This is a genomic window from Iodobacter violaceini, from assembly GCF_011601265.1.
GTDB classification, from domain to species: domain Bacteria; phylum Pseudomonadota; class Gammaproteobacteria; order Burkholderiales; family Chitinibacteraceae; genus Iodobacter; species Iodobacter violaceini.
In genome coordinates this window covers 221,583-241,381 of the sequence record NZ_JAAOLX010000001.1, presented here as the reverse complement: position 1 = coordinate 241,381, position 19,799 = coordinate 221,583, and the positions used below count along the sequence as shown (strand labels likewise).

Here is a 19,799-nt window from a genome sequence, read left to right as displayed (position 1 = left end):
ATGCAATGCAAGTAAAAAGATTAAGTATGTGGATCAGCGGGCTACAACCAGTGTGCCAGCCTTGCCAGGGCGTAGATGCACAGGCTGGCCAGCGCAAGCAGGGCCGGGGTTTGCCGTTGCCGGTTGATCAGGCAGGAGAGAGCGATCTGCAGCAGGCAGCAAACCAGCCAGCCCCATGCGTTTGGCAGCATGCCCAGCAGCCATGCCGTGGGAAGGAGCGGCAGCAGCCAGCTGCAGGCTTTAAAGGCCTTTGCATGCCTGCTTCCGGTAGGGGGCGCCAGCTCGGGCAGATGGCTGAGTAAAGGCACAAGGTGGGTGTTTATATCCTGGCGCAAGCCTTTAATCAGGCTCTGTGCCAGGGCGGGCTCCAGCTCTTTGGCGATTAAAATACCGTAAAGGCCAAGGCTGGCTTCCGCGCCGGGCAGGGTGTTTTCTGCTTCTGCAGGTTGCGTGATGCGGGTACGCCATATTTGCCATGCTGCGCCTGTAATGGCCAGCAGCCACAGGGAAAACTGCATGGAGGCGGTAAGCCGGTTAAAGCCTGCAAGCAGGGTGATCAGGCTTAAGCCCAGCAACAGTGCATCATTCAGGCTTTGCCTGATCAGGTTGAATCGATGCCGGGCAGCGGGCAGATAAAGCGCTGCGCCACTGACGCCACGCCTGATCATGCAGGGGGCAAGCAGTGCAGGGCCCAGCCATTTAAGTAAAAAAAGCCAGTAAAGCGCGCGCCGGGTACGTGGCGCTTTGTCCTCCAGTGCGGCCAGCTCCAGAAAAAACCATTGCCGGGCCGAGCCTGATTCCAGATCAGAGAGCGCGCTGAGCAGGGCGTATTTTTCGGATGAGTTAAATGGCTGCATACAGGAGGCGGGGTGGCGATGATTTTGAGGTAAAAAACGGGGTCAGATATGGATTACGCCATAATGGCCGGTGCTGCGAACCATCCTGAGGTTCGCAGCTAAGGGCGCTTGTTGCCGTGCAGCAGGGCAAGGTTGTTTGCCCCGGTAACGCTTACTCTTCGGTATCGCACATCAGGGCCGCCTGCACAACTTTGCGGTTGAGGTGCGGAGCAAACAGCTCGATAAAGTCATAGGCATAGCCGCGTAAATAGGCGTCTTTACGTATCCCGATGCGGGTAGTGGAATCATCAAAGAGGTGGGATGCATCAATTGCAACCAGCTGCTGGTCTCTGTCTGCTTCAAAGGCCATCGTGGCCAGAATGCCGATCCCTAATTCCAGACCCACATAGGTTTTAATCACGTCAGAATCAATGGCGGTAAGCACCACATTAGGGGTGATGTCGCGGGCTTCAAAGGCCTGATTGATTTTATTACGGCCGGCAAAGGCAAAGTCGTAAGTAATCAAAGGCCACGCTGCAACGTCTTCCAGTGTGATTTTGTGATCGAGCCGGGTCAGCGGGTGGCCAACTGGCACAACAATGCTGCGGTTCCAGTTATAGCATTCAAGCATGGCCAGCTCGGAATAATGATCAATCCCTTCGGTGGCAATCGCGATATCGGCTGCGCCTTCTACAACCATTTCACTGATCTGTGTAGGGCTGCCTTGCTTAATCGACAGGCGTACCTTAGGGTAGCGCAGCATAAAATTATGGATGGTGGCGGGCAGGGCGTAGCGGGCCTGAGTGTGCGTGGTGGCAATGGTGAGGCTGCCGCCCTCTACATTAATAAAGTCTTCACCGATGCGTTTTAAGTTTTGCGCCTGCATCAGCATACGCTCAGAAATACGCAGAATTTCTTTACCGGGGGCGGTCACGTCTACGACGCGTTTACCATTGCGAATAAAAATTTGTACGCCCAGCTCGTCTTCTAAAAGGCGAATCTGCTTGGAGATGCCAGGTTGAGAGGTGTGGAGTTTCTCGGCTGCTTCCGAAACATTTAAGCCTTGTTTGGCCACTTCCACCAGATAGCGTAGCTGTTGCAACTTCATGGCAAATCCTTTCACAAAAATAACATCGCCCGAGCATAATGGTGCTTTGTGCTGCGCAGATGGCGTATACAAAAAGCAAAATCATGCCTACATAACCCATTCGTATAAAATCTTAACATATTCGTCTATAGAATTATAAAACGAGTTGCTATGCTTGCGAACTATTTAGTTTTCAGGCGACACCATGGAATACGGATATATTGTCGCGGGCTTGCTGGTGGGGTTTATTGTCGGCATGACGGGGGTAGGCGGCGGCTCGCTGATGACGCCAATTTTGCTTTGGTTTGGAATCAGCCCCGCTACTGCAGTAGGTACAGATTTACTTTACGCGGCCATCACCAAAGGCAGCGGTATTTTTGTGCATCATAAAAAGAAAAATATCGACTGGAAGATTACCGGCTGGCTTGCCGCAGGCAGCGTGCCAGCCGCAGTGGCTACTTTGCTGTTGCTGAAATTTTTGCACACAGATATGAAAGCCATCAACGCTTTGATTAAGCAAGCGCTGGGTGTTGCGCTCTTACTCACTGCGATTGCCATTATTTTTAAGCCGCTTTTGCTGCAATGGGGGCAAAAGCATGCTAAATCCTGGTTTCATTTACCCCCGGCCAAGCTTAATGGAATGACCTTGCTGGTGGGCGTGGTGCTGGGCGCAATCGTGACTTTATCGTCTATCGGTGCTGGTGCGCTGGGAACTGTCGCTTTATTTTTGCTCTATCCGCTGATTCCTACTTCGCGCCTTGTGGGTACTGAAATTGCGCATGCCGTGCCGCTTACACTGGTGGCTGGCCTTGGGCATGCGGGTTTGGGCCATATTGACTGGCATTTATTATCATTTCTGCTGATGGGCTCTTTGCCGGGTATTTATTTTGGCAGCCATCTGACTGGCAGGGTGCCTGAAGCGGTGCTTCGCCCTTGCCTTGCGGTGATGCTGGCCGTGATTGGCAGTAAACTGGTTTTTTAAGTGCCGTAAAATGGAGGTTTGAAAATGAGTTTCGAAGAAAAACTGGCCGATACGATTGCACTTCTGCACAAAATTGCTGCTGAATACAGCCCTGCCGTGTTTGCCAATTCGTTTGGTGCAGAAGATATGGTGATTACCGATTTAATCGCCAAAGCCGGGGCTGATATTGAGGTCTTTAGTCTTGATACGGGGCGTCTTCCGGCGCAAACCTATGCCTTGATGCAAAAAACGGCAGCGCAGTATGCCAGCCACCCTATCAGAGTGTTTTTTCCGCAAACCGCAGCAACTGAAAATTTTGTGAATCAGTACGGCATCAATGCTTTTTATGACTCTGTTGAGCTGCGTAAAACCTGTTGCCAGATTCGTAAGCTGGAGCCATTAAAGCGGGCATTGGCCGGTAAAAAAGCATGGGTTACGGGCCTGCGCCGTGAGCAATCCCCAACACGTACTGATCTGGGCAATCAGGAATTTGACAGCGGTAATGGCTTAGAGAAATTTAACCCGCTGATCGAGTGGACAGAAAAAGAAGTATGGGCCTATATCAAGGCAAATAATGTGCCTTACAACGCTTTGCATGACCAGCATTACCCATCCATTGGCTGCGAGCCCTGTACACGGGCAATTTCTATGGGAGAAGATGTCAGGGCAGGCCGCTGGTGGTGGGAAGATCCGGCCAATAAAGAATGTGGTTTACATGTAAAAAAATAAAACGAATGCCCGCATTAAGCGGGCATTTTTTTGGCCGTCGCATGGCCGGTGCGCTTCTTTACGCCGCATGCACTTGATATGACAGCGCAAAGGCTTCAATAGAGTAAAGCGCGTTAAACCGGTGGTATTTTTTATAACTTACTGCAGAATGTCTGAGCCATCCCATTGACATGGTTTATCTGTCTGGCTAGATTGGTACGGTACATCTGCTGTTTCTATGCTCTTTTTCGCAAAAAATAAGCGATTTTCACGGTTTGTACGGTGTTGAATTGGTATTACCTATTGTTTTAATTGGTATTAAAATAAAACCACAACAAGATGAAGAGACCCAAAATGAGCAAGATTCAATATTTAATCGGCGTGGATGGCGGCGGCACGGGCACACGTATTTGTATCGCAGGCCCGGATGGTATCGAAAAAGTACGCAGCGATGGCGGTGCATCGGCATTGGGGCAGGGCATTGATAAAGCCTGGCTCAATATTAGTCAAGCCATTAAGGCGGGCTTTGCTGCGCTGGGAATTGATAAGCCGGATTTTGCACAATGTGCTGTAGGCTTAGGGATGTCGGGCGTGCACAATCCGGCATGGGCGGAAGAATTTAAACAAAAGAACCCCGGCTTTGCCAAAATTGTAGTTGAGACTGATGGCTTCTCTACGCTGCTTGGTGCCACCAATGGCCAGCATGGTGGGATTATTGCCGTTGGTACGGGCTCGATTGGTGAGGCATGGTTGCCGGATGGTCAGCGGCTTGAAGTGGGCGGCTGGGGTTTTCCAACTTCAGACGAAGGCAGCGGCGCGTTTTTAGGTTTAAAAGCGATAAATCATGTGCAGCGCATCATTGACGGGCGTCGTCCTGTTACTGATTTTGGCCGTAAATTACTCTCAATTACCGGCCAGACGAAAGCTGAGATTTTTAACTGGATGGGCCAGATGAAGCAGGGTGAATGTGCTTCACTCTCACCTGTTGTGATGGAGTTTGGCGCCAGTGATGAGTATGCTCGCGCTTTCTTGCTGGAAGCAGGCCGGGAAATTGAGCAGATTGGTCTGGCTTTGCGCGCACATCATGCCGGTTTGCCATTGGCTATTTGTGGTGGCGGCTTATCCGAAGCGCTGCGGCCTTATATTCCGGCAGATTTTCTTGCCAGCACGCTGCGCCCGCAGAAAGATTCCTGTGCAGGTGCTTTAATTCTGATTTACCAGGCTTTAGCTTAATTTTACTTAAAGAGGCGATCATGCTGCCGCAACAAAAACTTTTGGTTCTCCGGCCTGATGCAGATAGTGCAACGCCTCTTTATTTACAACTGGGCCACAAGCTGGCGGCGGCGATTCATGCGGGCTTCTGGCTTGCCGACGAGCCTTTGCCATCAGAGCGCAATTTATGTGAGATCCTGGGCGTTTCCCGCGTAACGGCCAGAAAAGCGCTGGATATTTTACTGGCTGATGGGCTGATTATCCGGCGGCATGGTGCAGGCACCTATATCACCCCCAAATTAGAGCAGCCATTAAATAAGCTGACCAATTTATCCGAGATGCTGATTCAGCGCGGCTTTACGCCTGGCTCGCGCTGGATAAAGCGCGAAGTTGCGCTGGCCAATGCAGAAGAGCAACTCAAGCTTAATCTTTCATCCAGCAGCCGTGTAAGCCGTTTGCAGCGGGTGCGAATGGCCAATGATGTGGTGATGGCATTAGAAGAAACCACGCTGCCTTTTACTTTTGTGCCTGACCCCAATTTAGTGGGCGATTCCTTATATGCTTATATGCGCGGAGCACGTTTGTCTGTTGTACGTGCGATACAAAACATCGCAGCAATCAATGCAACTCAGGCTATTTCAGAATTAGTTGATGTAGCACCGGGTGACGCTATGCTGCATTTAACGCGTATCGGTTATCTGGAGAACGGGACGGCAATTGAGTTAACTCACTCTTATTTTCGCAATGATTACTACGATTTTGTAGTAGAGCTGAATAAGTAAGTGGTTGTTATATAGACTTATATTTATTTTTCTAAGTGTTTAATTTGTAGTTTCCAGTAAATTGTATTCGTTGTTGCCTACATTTTGTTTTTGTGGGCCAATTACCTGCATCCCCGCTTATCTGCTCCATATGCCACTTCTCCTTTCTACTGGCTATTCACCATCTCGTTAATTTGTTGTAATCTGAGTCCGCGTAAGTAAAAACACTAAGTCCAGTTTTGAGTGTTTTTTTAATGGTTAATCGATGAAAAGTCTTATTTCAAGCCACTTTTAATCAGTTTACTATTCGCCAGCTTGATACCACTTTGGCCTAAGGCGTTAAACCGACAGCAGGCAGGATCAGCTGGGGAAACGCCTGATGACAAAATGGATCAAGCGAGCTCAGAGCCACTTTTTTCGGTTTTTTAAATTGATTGACGCATAACGTAAATTTTTATTATGGTTGCCGCGCCAGTCTTGCCAGTACAAACGTTTTACTTTGGAGATGCAGTAATGAAATTGAAATTCATTTTAGCCGTATCCGCAGCGGTTTTTTCAGCAAGCACCATGAGTGCCTTAGCAGCAGAAAAAGTAAAAGTCGAGTATTGGTCTAACAGCCTTTCGCCAAAATACGACGCAACCATGAAAGAGCTCACCACTAAGTTCAATGCATCGCAAAACGATGTAGAGGCAGTGTGGGTTGATGTGGGTTGGGATGCTTTCCAGCAAAAAGTCATTACTGCTGTGGCCAGCGGTAATGTACCTGGTCTTGTTAATTTGCCTAAGCCATGGATGGATCAGTTTGCTCAGTCCAAAATGATTCAGCCTATTACTAAGCAAGTTGCAGGCTTTAAAAATGTTTACACCTCTGGCGCGCTTCAGGATGCAACCTATGTGGGTGATAAGCAAATTTACGGTATGCCTTGGTATCAGGTAACAGGCGTGCTGTTTTATAACAAAGATCTGTTTGCAAAAGCAGGTATTAAAGAAGAGCCAAAAACATTTGGCGATTTATTGAAAGTAGCAACTCAGATCAAATTAAAAACCGGTGTAAGTGGTTTTGCACCAAAACTTGATGAAGATACTTCCGGCTGGTTCTTGTATGAAGGTCTTGATGTTGTAAAAAATAATAAAGCGGTATTTAACAGCCCGGCTCATGTGAAATATATTGAGCAATTTAAAACAGCATATGCTGCGGGTGCTTTCCCGAAAGATGTTTTCAAGATGCAGTTTGAAGACCGTATTGCAGCATATGGCGCGCAAAAACTGGCCATGTTTACCGATGGCGCACATGCGATCAAACGGACTAAAACGGATTCCCCTAAAGTTTATGACGCTACCGGCGTAGCGGGCTTCCCGATTGCGGGTGGTAAAACTCCTCTGGGCGGTTTCTTGTTTATGTGGTCGGTACCAACAGGTGCTAAAAACGCGGATGCCGCAGTGAAGCTGGGTAAATACCTGACCAGCGATGATGCACAGCTGGTATTTGCTAAAGCGTCTTCTACATTCCCATCTACCAATAAATCGCTGGATGATGCTTATTTCCAGGCAGGTGCTAAATCTGCTGATCCGGTAGAAAAAGGCACTGCAGTTGCTGCAACACATATTAAAGCTTCACGCACGCTGACCGTAACAGGCCTGCCTGATGATGTGTCAATGAATAAGAAATTAAATGAAGCAATTCAGGAAGCAATTACTGGCCGTAAACCAGTTAAAGCCGCATTGGATGAAGCGGCTGCATTCTGGAATGAAAAGTTTGCAACTGTAAAAAAATAATGATCTGATTTGATTCTGTTTTGAATCAAATTCTTCCGGGTAATTTGTTGCTAAAATTACCCGGAAGAATAAAAAAACCGCAAGATTAATTGGAATAGCAATTAATCAAATGCGGTAATATAAAAGTGTGGATTTAATCCATATAATATTTGTCGAAAAACCCAAGAGGAAAGACAAGATGAAGCTCAAAAAAATGCTGATCGTTGGCGCTGCTTTATTTGCTGGCGTTAATGCACAAGCTGCAGATACAGAATTAGAATTCTGGACAATGAATCTTGCTCCAAAGTTTAATTCTTATTTCGAACAAACGACTGTGAAGTTCAATGAAGCTAACCCTGGCCTGAAAGCTAAATGGGTAGACATGAACTGGGATCAGATTCAGCCTAAGCTGACTGCTTCGATTGCTGCCGGCAATCCTCCTGCACTGGTTAACTTCAATGTGCCTTGGGTACACGAGTTTGCAACGCAAGGCCTCATCTTGCCTGTTGATCAATATCTGGGTGCAGCTAAAGCGGCTTACTCCACCAATGCAGTGAAAGATGTACAAGTGAAAGGCCAGATGTTTGCTTTCCCTTGGTACAACTCCACACAAATCATTGCTTACAACAAAGATATTTTTGCTAAAGCCGGTATCAAAGCTGCGCCTAAGTCTTTTGCTGAATTTGTTGCCATGGGCAAACAAATTAAAGCGAAAACCGGCCAGGCTGCTTTCGCTCCTAAAATGAGCGATATGATTGGCTTCTTCTACTACGCTGGCTTGCCAGTTATAGCAGATGGCAAGGCAGTATTTAACTCGCCTAAGCACATTGCTTTTGTTCAAACCTTTGCTGATTTGTACAAAGCCGGTGTAATGCCTAAAGATGTATTCAAAATGGCATTTGAGCAAGAAATTGCTGCCTATAACAGCGGCAAGATTGCCATGATGACCACTGCGGCTCAAGGCCTGAAGCGTACTGAAACAGACGCTAAAGCGATCTACGACAAAACTGAAGTTGCGCCATTCCCACTGGATGCCGGTAAGCTGAACCTGGGCTCATGGATGATGGACTTTGTTATTCCTAAGGGTACAAAAGATCCGGCAGCTTCGGCTAAGCTGGGTATGTTCCTGACTAACGACGAACAGCAACTGGCTTTCTCTAAAGCCACTGAATCCACCATGCCTTCTACTAAGAAAGCTAACCTGGATCCATACTTCCAAGCGGGTGCCAAGAGCGCAGACGTAGTGGATCGTGCACGTGCCGTTGCTGCTAAATCAATGGATAACGCACGTACACTGACACTGGCTCCTGGAACATTGCCGGATGAAGTTGTGATGACTAAAAAACTGCAGGAAGAAATTCAAGCTGCAGTTGAAGGCCGTAAATCTGTAAAAGATGCACTGAATACAGCGGCAGCTGCATGGAACGAAAAGCTAAAGAAGTAAAAAATAATTAGCCGTTCTGTGTGTTAATGAACGGAATTACCCCCTTGGGTAATTCCGTTTTCTCCCCGAATTATTATAATTACAGTCGAGTAGCGCCGTGAAAAACTCCAGCAGCTATACAGGCATTGCCTATTTATTTTTGGCGCCGGCCCTTATTCTGATGGGTATATTTACCTTTTGGCCAGTAGGGTATAACGCATATTTAGCGTTTAACGATTACAGCATCGCAGACGGTGCCGCCACTTGGAATAATTTCGAGCACTTTAAATATATTTATAAAGAAGAGTTATTTCACAATGCGCTGAAAAACTCCTTAATTTTTCTGCTGATTGTGCCGGTTATTCAGATTTGCGCTTTATTGCTGGCCAAATTAGTGAATAATAAATTGCCCGGAATGACATTCTTCCGTGCGGCATTTTATATTCCTGTAATTACTGCGATTTCAATTGCCGGTGTGGTTTGGGTTAACGTATATAAATACGACGGTATTCTCACCTGGTTTTTGCAAACCCTGCATCTGATCCCACAAGGCTCTGAAGGGCAGGTTGATTGGCTGGGTAACCCTGCAATTGCCTTATTTGGCGTGATGTTGTTTACCTTCTGGCGCGGTATCGGCTGGTTTATGGTGCTCTACCTTGCCGGCTTGCAAGCCATCCCTAAGGAAGTAGAAGAAGCCGCAATCCTGGATGGTGCCAACGCATTCCAGCGCTTCTGGAAAATCACTGTGCCGATGGTGAAGCCAACCATCCTGCTGTGCAGCCTGATGTCTACCATTGCAGCGATGAAGATTCTCCAGGAAGTGGTGGTGCTGACTAAAGGTCAGGCAGATACCTACACGGCCCTGTTCTATGTATACGATCAGGCGTTCCGCAATTACAACTTTGGCCGTGCCGCTGCGGCGGGGCTGGTTGTCACCTTCTTCTGCATGATTCTTGCGGCCATTCAATTTCGCTTTTTCGGCGAAAAGAAATAATTCGAGGAATAAGAAATCATGGCAATGGGTAAACAACTGCGAACCGCGCTGGCAATGACTGGCCAGTACGCTGGCCTGATCGGGTTTGGTATCTTCACTACATTCCCTTTTATCTGGGCTTTGTCTGTGGCGCTGTCGGCTGATCCTTCTAATACCTGGCTTTTCCCTCGCTCATTCTGGCCTACCGATGTCAGCCTGATGTGGTTTAAGCGTGTATTTGATGAAATGCCGTTTATGACTTACATGAAAAACTCCACCTGGATGACCTTGCAAACGATTGTAGGCGTGGTGGTGTTATCGATCCTGGCGGGTTATCCGCTGGCCCGTTTGCGCTTTCCTGGGCGTAACTTCATTTTTGTGTCGATTCTGGCCACGATGATGATGCCGACCGAAGTCGCGATTATTCCTAACTTTATTACCCTGAAGCACATGGGGCTCTTGGATACCCAGCTGGGCGCGATTATTCCTAATCTGTCTACCGCCTTTGGTATCTTTTTGATGAAGCAGGCTTTTGAAGCCGTGCCTCAGGATCTGGTTGATGCAGCACGGGTAGATGGCGCTACAGAGATGCAAATCTTATGGCGTGTGATGGTGCCGGTTTCTGGCCCATCTATTGCATCACTGGCGATTTTCTCACTGGTGAATGCCTGGAATGATTACCTCTGGCCTTCGATTGTGATCTCATCCAAAGACAAATTACCGCTGGCAGTGGGTGTGTTTAATGATCTGACCGGCCCGTTTGCTACTTCATACAGCATGGTGATGGCAGCGATCGTGATGACGGTTATCCCTGTATTGATTTTCTTTGCCTTTACCCAGCGTTACTTTATTGGTGGCCTGGATGGCGCGGTGAAGTAAACAAGCGATGCTTGTTGCCCCGGCGGGGCAACATAACCCTGCACCTGCAGGCCCCCATTTAGAAATAGAGTTCGCAAGGAATCGAGATATGGCTTCGGTTACGCTAAGTAGAATCAAGAAAAACTACACCAAAGATGTATGCGTTATTAAAGGTGTGGATTTAGAAATTAAAGACGGCGAGTTTGTGGTTTTCGTTGGCCCGTCGGGCTGCGGTAAATCCACTCTGCTGCGCATGATTGCCGGCCTTGAAGATATCACCGAAGGCGAGTTAAAAATTGGCGATGTGGTTGCCAACGATTTGCACGCTTCCAAGCGTGGTATCGCCATGGTATTCCAGTCTTACGCCCTCTACCCGCATATGAGCGTGTACGACAATATGGCGTTTGCGCTGAAGCTGGCAGGTACGCCAAAAGAAGAAATTGATCAGCGTGTTAAGGGCGCTGCCGAAATTCTGCAAATGACGCATTTGCTGGATCGTAAGCCCAAAGCATTGTCTGGCGGTCAGCGTCAGCGTGTGGCGATTGGCCGCTCGATTGTGCGTAATCCAAAAGTGTTCCTGTTTGACGAGCCTTTGTCTAACCTGGATGCATCCCTGCGCCTGCAAATGCGCGTTGAGCTGTCCAAGCTGCATCAGGACCTTAAAACCACCATGATCTACGTGACTCACGATCAGGTGGAAGCGATGACGCTGGCTGACCGCATCGTAGTGTTTAACGCCGGTGTGATTCAGCAGGTTGGTTCGCCGCTGGAAATGTACGAAAACCCGTCTAACCTCTTCGTAGCAGGCTTCCTTGGCTCGCCGAAGATGAATCTGCTTGAAGCTGATCTGGTGGCTATCGAAAAAGGCTCTGCTCACGTTCGCCTGCCGGATGGCATTCAGATTCGCGCGGCTGTGGATGCATCGCCATGCAAAGTGGGCGACAAAGTCACCATCGGTATTCGCCCGGAGCATATGCAGCTGGCAACTGCCGAAGCTGCAAACTCGGTGCCTGCCCGTGTTGATCTGGTAGAGCACTTAGGTGATATCGTATTGGCCTATATCCAGGTGAAAGGCATCAGCGAAATTCTGTGCATGAAATTGCCTGCCGAATCCGATGTGATTAAATTTGGCGACAATATCCATGTGGTATTCCCGGAAAAGAATTGCCTGCTGTTTGATGCGCAGGGCGTTGCACTAAAACGCGTTTAATTCTTTGAATTGAATACGCAAAAAGCCCGGCAAGTCATTGCCGGGCTTTTTTTTTGCGCTGAAGCAATTGGATTTAACTTTATTTTTCTTATTGGTGGTAGGAGTGTGGTGTAAGTATTTGTTCAATTTGGAGTAGTATTGCGTTATGGAATAATTCAGGCTAGGCCCGCTGAGGCGTTTCAAAGAGTGCATTTTTATTCGCCAAAAAGGCGGGTGTTTCAGGGCGTATATATTTTGTTAACCTTCAGTTGAGCAAAAATGATGCAACATATCTCCGAAATCCGTCATTGTTCTGTTTGTGGTGTTGATACAAACCATGTCGTTGTTTTGGTAAGAAAAACGAATCCGTTTAAAGGCGAGAAAAACAGTAAATTTAAAGAGTTTTTGCATGGCGCTATAAAGAGTTGGTTTCTGGGTGCGTTTATCGCATCAATGGATGAATTTTCTCGCCATCGTATTTGTGAAAAATGTGGTCATAAGGTTATTGAAGATTAAAAACTTAAAGGGGCAGATTTTACATTTGATATGAATGAATCAATTTAAGCTGCTTTTAAACAACTTTAAATTTTATCCCATGTTAAATGTAAGGTCTGACCCTCGTTACTTTGCTTCGCTCAAACAGGATTAAAGAAACCCCGCCCCGCTTGTTCCTCGCTTCGGCGTGCTTCAAGGGGTAACTTAAGTCCTGTGTAACGTATTTAGGAACAATAAACGATTGCAAAGTGCTTAAAAAAACTCAACTTTATAGCTTAAATACATCGTTAAATTGTTTGGCTTTGGTTTTAGAACTATGCGCTTTAACGTGCGGACTGATGTCCGACGACGGTATGCTGTAACTGGCGATAAGCAATAGCATGATATTTTCCTTATGGTAAATAGTTGAAATTTGAAGGAGAACCGGTTCAATTTTGTTTGCTTTGAGCGTTTTCCCATTCGATGAATACCTGATCCAGCAAGACCAGCGAATTGCGCACGGCAGGTCCACCCGCATAAAACGTCAGTTGCAATACGGTTTCTATTATCTGTTCGCGGCTGGCACCGACTTGTAAAGCGGCCTCGGCATGCGCGCGCAGTTGCGGCATTGCGTGGCCCAAAGTGACGCAAGAGGCGACCAGTATTAATTCACGCGTCAGCAAATCGAGGCCTGGTCTGTCCATGATTGTGCCTATCGCCCAGTCTATGGTCATATCGGCAAAGTCAGGGCAAATTCTTTGCATTTCAGCAATCATGCCGGCTCCGGCATGCTCGCCATGTAATTGGCCGATTAGTTCGAGGCCGCGGCGACGTAAAGCAGTTTGTTGGGACATAGGATTTTCCTTTGATAAATGAACAATGAATGCGACAGGAGAGATTCGCCCCGCACGGTGTTCCTGTTTCAGCGGCAGTGCTTATGAACAGTATCATTGCCATCTTGCATTTTATAAAGTGGCAAATAGTTGATTAACTATGAACTAAGAGTTTCTAATGTTGGATAGATTGATGAGCATGTCCGTCTTCGTTTATGCGGCGGAGCAACGCAGCTTTACGGCAGCCGCAGACGCCTTCGGTATTTCAGCGACGATGGTCGGTAAACATGTGCGGGCACTCGAACAACGCCTCGGAGCACAATTGCTCAATCGCACTACACGCCAGCAATCGCTGACTGAAATCGGCAGAATTTACTACGAGCGTTGCAAGCAGTTGCTTGCGGATGCAGAGGTAGCCGATAGTTGTGCCGATGAATTGCGTGCCGCACCGCGCGGCTTGTTGCGTATCCATGCGCCGGTCTCGTTCGGTAGCCAGCGTCTGACACCGGCTTTGTGTGAGTATTTGGGCAAATACCCAGAAGTTGAGGTCGACCTGACGCTGACCGACCGCAGCCCCGATCTGATTGAAGACGGCTATGAGGCGGCAATACGCATAGGCAATCTTCCCGATTCCAGCCTCATAGCGCGGCCTCTGCGGCCCTACACCATGTGGTTGTGCGCTTCCCCCGCCTATCTCGCGCAAGCAGGTACACCGGTCGTTGCTGAGGATTTAACAGCACACAATTGCCTGGGATTTTCCTATTGGCAAAAAAAGAACCTCTGGCGCTTGCAAAAAGACGGCACGGCTGATCATGTGCAGGTCAAAGGGCGATTTACGGTCAATAACGGCCAGGCCTTGCGTGCGGCCGGATTAGCAGGTCTGGGCATCATCATGCAACCGGAGATACTGCTCAGCGACGATGTGGCCGCCGGCCGCCTGGTACGACTCTGCGACGAGTACGATTTGCCATCGCGGCCCATGCATCTCGTTTATGTAGCCGATCGCCGGCCCACGCCGAAGTTGCGGAGTTTCATCGATTTCATGCTGGAGACATTTGCGTAAGTTACTGTCCTGAGGTTTAAGGATGGGCAATGGTTACTACGGGAGTTGCCGGTGAATGAATAAGGCCGTAAGTTGCTATGAATTTGTAGGCCGTAATAAGTCTGGCGGTTTTTCCAGACGCATTACGCCCTATGGGTTAAATCGAAAAACCGGTGTCGAATTATTTCGCACCGGTTTTTTATTGTGTGTAATTAAAGGAATCAAAAAATTTATATATTTAGTGCCTTCGGCACGTTGATTTAGGTGCAGTAGCCACTGCGGGGGCGTTCTTTTCTTGAATGGCCAAGAAAAGAACCAAAAGAAGGCCGCCCCGGCCAGCACGAAACCCCTCACTGCGGGCAGTGGCGGCTGGGGGACTCACTCGCTTCGCTCGTTCAAACAGCCATCAAAGAAACCCCGCCCTGCTTGTTCCTCGCTTCGGCGTGCTTCAAGGGGAAACTTAAGCCCCGTATGTTGTGATATTGATTGGCTGGGTTTGATTATTATCTGAAGCCAAAACCAAAATAAATCGAAGAGAAATAAAATAGTTTAATTATGGCTTTGTTTTTTTCGTGAAACTTTGTGTTTTTGCTGCTAGTGCGGCACGGTGCGACTCTCAAGGCTTGCGCTAAGCCAGCGCTGCAGGAGGATGTGCTCTGCGGGGATGATCCAATCGGTTTGGCTGGCCGGTACTGGCGTGAATTTAAGTTGTTCGAGAAGGCGGATGCTGGGTAAGTTGTTTAGCGCTACACCCGCAATCACATGCTTATAGGCCGAGTGTTTGGCGGTGCTGGTAAGGAGAGCACCAATGGCTTCTTGTGCCAGACCTTGATGCCACTCGCTTGGTGTCAGCCAGTAGGAAAGCCAGCAGGTCTGTGCTGCTTGTGTGGCAATAAGCGCCACTGTGCCGATGCAGGTATCGCAGCCAGTTACGGTGATGGCCCACAGCTGTGGGGCGGTGGCGGTTATGCGCTGCAGCCATGCTGCAAGTGTGGATTCGCGCTGCATGCGGGCAAGGGGCAGATCGGGTGGAAAGCGGGGATCAGCAAGACCTGTTTCTATGGCTGGCAGATCAGCCATTGTTGCCGGGCGCAGCTGGAGTCTTGAGGTTGAGATGCAGGGCCAGTGCGGCACAGTGCTTCCTTAGAGCGCTAACAAATATCAAGCCTTCAATCACTGGAAATGGGGGAAGGCTTCCGCTTCTGCCTTGCTGGCTATCTGGCGGTGTGCAAGCAAACACTTTGCACACCGCCAGATAGCCAGCTTTTTAGGCCTTAATCCTTTCCACCAAATACGCTTTCAGCGCCGCAACATCGGCTTCCAGTGTGTCAAAGCGCTGTGGTAAGTTTTCAAGATTGTGCAAGGCAGCCGGGCGCTGTGGTTTCTGGCCGGTGGCTTCCAGCATGGTATCTTCAAACTTGGCTGGCAGGGCAGTTTCGAGGATGACCATGGCGATGCTGGCATCTCTGTGCTCAATAGCTGCTTTATAGCCATCGGCAGTGTGAGGGTCGATTTCTACACCGTAGGTTTCAAACACGCTGCGGATATTATCGAGCCTGTCCTGATGCGTGCTGCGGCTGGATCTGAAGCCATATACATCACGCATTTTGGCAAAATCGTCCGCGCTTAAATCAAAGCCTATACCTGCATCGATGCCTTTCCACAGAGCGGATAATTTGCCTGCATCACGGCCCAGCAAATCGAATACAAAGCGCTCCAGATTAGAAGCCTTGGTGATGTCCATCGAAGGGCTGGATGTTTCAAAGGTGCGGTCAAGGCCGCGTGGATGATAGCCGCCGCTGCTGAAAAACTCGTCCAGCACATCGTTTTCATTGGTGGCCACAATCAGACGGCGAATCGGCAGGCCCAACTGGCGCGCCATATGGCCCGCACAGATATTGCCAAAGTTGCCCGATGGCACGCAGAAATCTACCGGCTCGCCCACGGTTTTGGCTACGGCAAAATAGCCTTTGAAGTAGTAGCAAATCTGCGCGACAACACGGCCCCAGTTGATTGAATTCACCGCGCCAATTTTGTAATTCTGCTTAAACGCGGCATCGTTATTGATGGCTTTGACCATATCCTGGCAGGCATCAAACATGCTCTTTACCGCGATATTGTGGATATTGGCGTCTTGCAGGCTGAACATCTGTGCGCGCTGGAAGGGGCTCATTTTGCCAGCGGGGCTGAGCATAAATACATTCACGCCCTTTTTGCCGCGCATGGCGTATTCCGCCGCCGAGCCGGTATCGCCTGAGGTTGCGCCGACGATATTGATTTCTTTGTCGTCACGGGCCAGCACGTATTCAAACAGATTGCCCAGCAGTTGCATCGCCATATCTTTAAAAGCCAGCGTCGGGCCATTAGAGAGCTGTTGCAGATGCAAATTGGGGGCCAGCGTTTTGATCGGTGTGATGTCGGCCGAGCCAAACACCTCTGCCGTGTAAGTCTTGCTGACCAGTGCTTTTAAATCTGCTTCCGGGATATCGTCCACAAACAGACGGATCACTTCAAAAGCCAGCTCAGCATAGGGCAGGGGAGCAAGGCGTTCTAAATCGGCTTGCGTCAGGCGCGGGCACACTTCAGGCATCACCAGGCCGCCATCAGGCGCTAAGCCGCCGAGCAGGATTTCAGAAAAAGACTTAGGCGGCATTCCGCCGCGGGTAGAGATATAGCGCATGATTTTTAGACCTTTAATAAACCCCAAAGTCTGCAGACACGGATAACAGGAAGAAAGGCAAGGGCGAGAAAAACTTGAGAAAGCTGTAGCTTTGGTTTGCAGTCTGCGCGTGAGGTTTACCTCAGTCAGCGATATATCACGTAACCCAACATTCTTTTTTGTTGAAATGTTGGGTTACGCTGGTTTGTCGCCTAAAGCCCGACAAATCAGCTAACCCAACTTACAAGGGGAATACGGAATAACCGGCAGGATTGAGTTTGACCACTGCGCCTCATGCTGTTTTATAAATTAATACTTTTCTCCGCCTTTCCTTTCTTTTGTCTTGCTCACCGTCATCTGTGTGTGCAGAACGTTCAGATTTAGAACTTTTAGATTGGTATCAGCCGTTCAAATGCTCAAGGCGTAAGCGCACAACTGCGCCGGTGATGCTTGGCAGGGCTTCGATGCCTTTGATGGCGGTGTTCACACGCTTTTCTACAGCCAGATGCGTGATGATGATGATATCGGCACGCGCTTCACCTGCAATCGGGCGCTGCAGCATGGCATCTACCGAAATATCGTTGTCGGCTAACAGGCGTGTGATATCGGCCAGCACGCCAGGCTTGTCTTCGGTGTTGATGCGCAGGTAGTAGCAGGTTTCGATTTCGTCGATAGGCAGAATGGGCAGATCGGCAATTTGCGATGGCTGGAAAGCCAGATGCGGCACGCGCTGCTCAGGGTCTGCAGTATGCAGGCGGGTGATATCCACCAGATCGGCTATCACGGAAGACGCGGTAGGCTCGGCACCTGCGCCTGCGCCGTAATACATGGTGGCGCCGACGGCATCACCTTTTACTAAAATCGCATTCATCACGCCATCTACATTGGCAATCAGGCGGCTGGCAGGGATCAGCGTTGGGGCAACGCGCAGCTCAATGCCTTGCTCGCGGCGGCGGGTCATGCCCAGCAGCTTGATGCGATAGCCCAGCTCTTGAGCGTACTGGATATCCACAGCGGCCAGCTTGCTGATGCCTTCCAGGTAAGCTTTATCAAATTGCACCGGAATACCAAAGGCAATCGCGCTCATGATGGTGAGCTTATGTGCGGCGTCGTGGCCTTCGATATCAAAGGTCGGGTCGGCCTCGGCGTAGCCAAGGCGCTGCGCTTCTTTTAAAACATCGGCAAAGGCAAGGCCCTTATCGCGCATTTCGGTAAGGATAAAGTTGGATGTGCCATTGATAATACCGGCCACCCATTCAATTTTATTGGCGGTCAGGCCTTCACGCAGCGCTTTAATAATCGGAATGCCGCCTGCTACGGCGGCTTCAAATGAAACCATCACGCCTTTTTCGGTGGCGCGGGCAAAAATCTCATTACCGTACTCGGCGATCAGTTTTTTATTGGCGGTGACCACATGCTTGCCATTGGCAATGGCCGCCAGCACCAGGTCTTTGGCAATGGTGGTGCCGCCAATCAGTTCAACCACAATGTCGATTTCCGGGTTGTTCACTACATCCATTGCGTCGTCTGTCAGGGTGATGCCTTCACCACAGAGCTCACGGGCACGGACCAGATCACGGTTGGCCGCCATGGTAATTACAATCGGCCGGCCTGCACGGCGGGTTATTTCGATTGCATTACGCTTCAGAACAGTAACTGTTCCGCCGCCTACGGTGCCTACACCGCATAAACCGACATTGATGGGTTTCATTTATTAGTCCTTTGTTTAATTTGTACCGTGACGTTTTCGATAGTTTTCTAAGAAGCGGGCAATACGGGCAATCGCGTCGGTCAGATCATCGACATTGGGCAAAAACACCACGCGGAAGTGATCAGGCTGCTGCCAGTTAAAGCCTGTGCCTTGTACCAGCAGTACTTTCTCTTCTTGTAACAGCTCTAAAATAAACTGCTGATCATCGCTAATCGGGTAAATAGCCGGATCAAGCTTGGGGAACATATAGAGCGCTGCTCTTGGTTTTACACAGCTTACCCCCGGGATCTCCGTGAGCAGCTTGTAGGCCAGATCGCGTTGCTTAGCGAGCCTGCCTGTGGGTTTTACTAAATCATTAATACTCTGATATCCGCCCAGCGCGGTTTGAATGGCATATTGGGCCGGCACATTGGCGCAGAGCCGCATGGTAGCGAGGATATTGAGCCCCTCGATATAATCTTTGGCTATTTTCTTATTGCCGGATACAAACATCCAGCCCGCCCTGAAACCACAGGCGCGATAATTCTTGGATAAACCGTTAAAGGTAACAAACAAAATATCATTGGCTAAGGACGCAATCGAGGTATGCGTTACGCCGTCGTAAAGCACTTTGTCGTAGATTTCATCGGCATAAATAATCAGATTGTTTTCACGCGCAATTTGAATAATGTCTTTCAGCAGCGAATCAGGATACAAAGCACCCGTTGGATTATTCGGGTTGATAATCACAATGGCTTTGGTTTTGGCGCTGATCTTGCTGCGAATATCTTCCAGCGACGGATACCATTCATTGGCTTCATCGCACAGGTAATGGCGCGGTGTGCCGCCAGCCAGGCTGACTGCGGCTGTCCAGAGCGGATAATCCGGCATGGGCACCAGCACTTCATCGCCATCATTGAGCAGGCCCTGCATGGCCATCACAATCAGCTCGGATGCGCCGTTGCCAATATAAATATCGTCTACCGTCACATCACTGATGTTTTTAGACTGGGTGTAATGCATGACGGCTTTACGTGCCTGAAACAGGCCTTTGGAATCAACATAGCCTGCAGAATTAGGCAGGTTGCGAATCATGTCCTGCACGACTTCTTCGGGGGCATCAAAGCCAAAAGAGGCCAGATTGCCGATATTCAGCTTGATAATGCGCTGGCCTTCTTCTTCCATCTGACGCGCTCGCTCAGGAACAGGCCCACGAATCTCGTAACAGACATTTTGTAATTTGTTTGATTTAAGAATGGTAGTCATGGCAGCGGCTTATGGGCTAGGACCTTATATTCTAACGAAAGATTGCGCTGTACTGCACTTAATGTGATTACG

18 protein-coding genes are annotated in these 19,799 nt (G+C 49.0%); 11 read left to right on the top strand and 7 right to left on the bottom strand.

The features are described 5' to 3' along the window. Nucleotides 1-41 precede the first annotated feature (41 nt). Together HA050_RS01050 and cysB are read right to left on the bottom strand one after the other, a co-directional pair. Nucleotides 42-857, bottom strand: coding sequence for a hypothetical protein (locus HA050_RS01050; RefSeq protein WP_166820969.1), 816 nt, complete (start codon nt 855-857; stop codon nt 42-44). A 151-nt stretch (nt 858-1,008) separates the two neighbouring features. Continuing rightward, nucleotides 1,009-1,944, bottom strand: a complete 936-nt coding sequence (gene cysB, locus HA050_RS01045; RefSeq protein ID WP_166820966.1) for an HTH-type transcriptional regulator CysB — start codon at nt 1,942-1,944, stop codon at nt 1,009-1,011. Between the two features lie 184 nt (nt 1,945-2,128). Here cysB and HA050_RS01040 point away from each other — a divergent pair, with 184 nt between their 5' ends. The 10 genes from HA050_RS01040 (at nt 2,129) to HA050_RS00995 (ending at nt 12,279) form a co-directional block, all read left to right on the top strand. Next, nucleotides 2,129-2,905: a sulfite exporter TauE/SafE family protein gene (locus HA050_RS01040; protein WP_166820963.1), complete on the top strand. Its 777-nt coding sequence runs from the start codon at nt 2,129-2,131 to the stop codon at nt 2,903-2,905. Between the two features lie 24 nt (nt 2,906-2,929). Then, nucleotides 2,930-3,613: a phosphoadenylyl-sulfate reductase gene (locus tag HA050_RS01035; RefSeq protein ID WP_166820960.1), complete on the top strand. Its 684-nt coding sequence runs from the start codon at nt 2,930-2,932 to the stop codon at nt 3,611-3,613. 333 nt (nt 3,614-3,946) lie between these two features. Then, on the top strand, nt 3,947-4,825 hold the full coding sequence (locus HA050_RS01030) for a glucosamine kinase nucleotide-binding domain-containing protein (protein WP_166820957.1): 879 nt from the start codon (nt 3,947-3,949) through the stop codon (nt 4,823-4,825). A 20-nt stretch (nt 4,826-4,845) separates the two neighbouring features. Beyond that, the gene (locus HA050_RS01025) at nt 4,846-5,586 is read left to right on the top strand and encodes a GntR family transcriptional regulator (RefSeq protein ID WP_115225925.1); all 741 of its coding nucleotides are present in this window, start codon (nt 4,846-4,848) and stop codon (nt 5,584-5,586) included. Between the two features lie 492 nt (nt 5,587-6,078). Continuing rightward, entirely contained in the window at nt 6,079-7,341 is a 1,263-nt protein-coding gene (locus tag HA050_RS01020; RefSeq protein ID WP_166820955.1) for an ABC transporter substrate-binding protein, read from the top strand. Nucleotides 7,342-7,519: 178 nt separating this feature from the next. Beyond that, on the top strand, nt 7,520-8,764 hold the full coding sequence (locus HA050_RS01015; RefSeq protein WP_166820952.1) for an ABC transporter substrate-binding protein: 1,245 nt from the start codon (nt 7,520-7,522) through the stop codon (nt 8,762-8,764). 97 nt (nt 8,765-8,861) lie between these two features. Beyond that, the gene (locus HA050_RS01010) at nt 8,862-9,737 is read left to right on the top strand and encodes a carbohydrate ABC transporter permease (protein WP_257212529.1); all 876 of its coding nucleotides are present in this window, start codon (nt 8,862-8,864) and stop codon (nt 9,735-9,737) included. Nucleotides 9,738-9,755: 18 nt separating this feature from the next. After that, a complete protein-coding gene (locus HA050_RS01005) occupies nt 9,756-10,595 on the top strand; it encodes a carbohydrate ABC transporter permease (RefSeq protein WP_240928939.1) in 840 nt (279 codons plus the stop codon). Between the two features lie 88 nt (nt 10,596-10,683). Further along, on the top strand, nt 10,684-11,784 hold the full coding sequence (locus tag HA050_RS01000) for an ABC transporter ATP-binding protein (protein ID WP_166820951.1): 1,101 nt from the start codon (nt 10,684-10,686) through the stop codon (nt 11,782-11,784). 258 nt (nt 11,785-12,042) lie between these two features. Next, nucleotides 12,043-12,279, top strand: coding sequence for a hypothetical protein (locus tag HA050_RS00995; protein WP_205836242.1), 237 nt, complete (start codon nt 12,043-12,045; stop codon nt 12,277-12,279). A 407-nt stretch (nt 12,280-12,686) separates the two neighbouring features. On the opposite strand, the gene HA050_RS00990 is transcribed toward HA050_RS00995, so the two are convergent. Then, a complete protein-coding gene (locus HA050_RS00990) occupies nt 12,687-13,091 on the bottom strand; it encodes a carboxymuconolactone decarboxylase family protein (protein ID WP_166820948.1) in 405 nt (134 codons plus the stop codon). A 172-nt stretch (nt 13,092-13,263) separates the two neighbouring features. Between HA050_RS00990 and HA050_RS00985 the strand changes: the two genes are divergently transcribed. Next, a complete protein-coding gene (locus HA050_RS00985) occupies nt 13,264-14,133 on the top strand; it encodes a LysR family transcriptional regulator (RefSeq protein ID WP_240928938.1) in 870 nt (289 codons plus the stop codon). Between the two features lie 573 nt (nt 14,134-14,706). Here the strand turns inward: HA050_RS00985 and HA050_RS00980 are convergent. The 4 genes from HA050_RS00980 to HA050_RS00965 all read right to left on the bottom strand — a co-directional run bounded on the left by HA050_RS00980 (nt 14,707) and on the right by HA050_RS00965 (nt 19,727). Beyond that, nucleotides 14,707-15,246 (bottom strand): GNAT family N-acetyltransferase, encoded by a 540-nt coding sequence (locus HA050_RS00980; protein ID WP_308418881.1) that lies wholly within the window; start codon nt 15,244-15,246, stop codon nt 14,707-14,709. Nucleotides 15,247-15,379: 133 nt separating this feature from the next. After that, complete coding sequence (gene thrC, locus HA050_RS00975) at nt 15,380-16,792, bottom strand: threonine synthase (RefSeq protein WP_166820943.1); 1,413 nt, start codon at nt 16,790-16,792, stop codon at nt 15,380-15,382. A gap of 379 nt (nt 16,793-17,171) precedes the next feature. Then, the gene (locus tag HA050_RS00970) at nt 17,172-18,482 is read right to left on the bottom strand and encodes a homoserine dehydrogenase (RefSeq protein ID WP_166820940.1); all 1,311 of its coding nucleotides are present in this window, start codon (nt 18,480-18,482) and stop codon (nt 17,172-17,174) included. 15 nt (nt 18,483-18,497) lie between these two features. After that, nucleotides 18,498-19,727 (bottom strand): pyridoxal phosphate-dependent aminotransferase, encoded by a 1,230-nt coding sequence (locus tag HA050_RS00965; protein ID WP_099397655.1) that lies wholly within the window; start codon nt 19,725-19,727, stop codon nt 18,498-18,500. Nucleotides 19,728-19,799 lie beyond the last annotated feature (72 nt).

Excerpts from the sequence above, each read along its gene's own strand:
- HA050_RS01050 (WP_166820969.1), bottom strand. The coding sequence starts at position 857 with ATGCAGCCATTTAACTCATCCGAAAAATACGCCCTGCTCAGCGCGCTC.
- cysB (WP_166820966.1), bottom strand. The coding sequence starts at position 1,944 with ATGAAGTTGCAACAGCTACGCTATCTGGTGGAAGTGGCCAAACAAGGC.
- HA050_RS01040 (WP_166820963.1), top strand. The coding sequence starts at position 2,129 with ATGGAATACGGATATATTGTCGCGGGCTTGCTGGTGGGGTTTATTGTC.
- HA050_RS01035 (WP_166820960.1), top strand. The coding sequence starts at position 2,930 with ATGAGTTTCGAAGAAAAACTGGCCGATACGATTGCACTTCTGCACAAA.
- HA050_RS01030 (WP_166820957.1), top strand. The coding sequence starts at position 3,947 with ATGAGCAAGATTCAATATTTAATCGGCGTGGATGGCGGCGGCACGGGC.
- HA050_RS01025 (WP_115225925.1), top strand. The coding sequence starts at position 4,846 with ATGCTGCCGCAACAAAAACTTTTGGTTCTCCGGCCTGATGCAGATAGT.
- HA050_RS01020 (WP_166820955.1), top strand. The coding sequence starts at position 6,079 with ATGAAATTGAAATTCATTTTAGCCGTATCCGCAGCGGTTTTTTCAGCA.
- HA050_RS01015 (WP_166820952.1), top strand. The coding sequence starts at position 7,520 with ATGAAGCTCAAAAAAATGCTGATCGTTGGCGCTGCTTTATTTGCTGGC.
- HA050_RS01005 (WP_240928939.1), top strand. The coding sequence starts at position 9,756 with ATGGCAATGGGTAAACAACTGCGAACCGCGCTGGCAATGACTGGCCAG.
- HA050_RS01000 (WP_166820951.1), top strand. The coding sequence starts at position 10,684 with ATGGCTTCGGTTACGCTAAGTAGAATCAAGAAAAACTACACCAAAGAT.
- HA050_RS00995 (WP_205836242.1), top strand. The coding sequence starts at position 12,043 with ATGATGCAACATATCTCCGAAATCCGTCATTGTTCTGTTTGTGGTGTT.
- HA050_RS00990 (WP_166820948.1), bottom strand. The coding sequence starts at position 13,091 with ATGTCCCAACAAACTGCTTTACGTCGCCGCGGCCTCGAACTAATCGGC.
- HA050_RS00985 (WP_240928938.1), top strand. The coding sequence starts at position 13,264 with ATGAGCATGTCCGTCTTCGTTTATGCGGCGGAGCAACGCAGCTTTACG.
- thrC (WP_166820943.1), bottom strand. The coding sequence starts at position 16,792 with ATGCGCTATATCTCTACCCGCGGCGGAATGCCGCCTAAGTCTTTTTCT.
- HA050_RS00970 (WP_166820940.1), bottom strand. The coding sequence starts at position 18,482 with ATGAAACCCATCAATGTCGGTTTATGCGGTGTAGGCACCGTAGGCGGC.
- HA050_RS00965 (WP_099397655.1), bottom strand. The coding sequence starts at position 19,727 with ATGACTACCATTCTTAAATCAAACAAATTACAAAATGTCTGTTACGAG.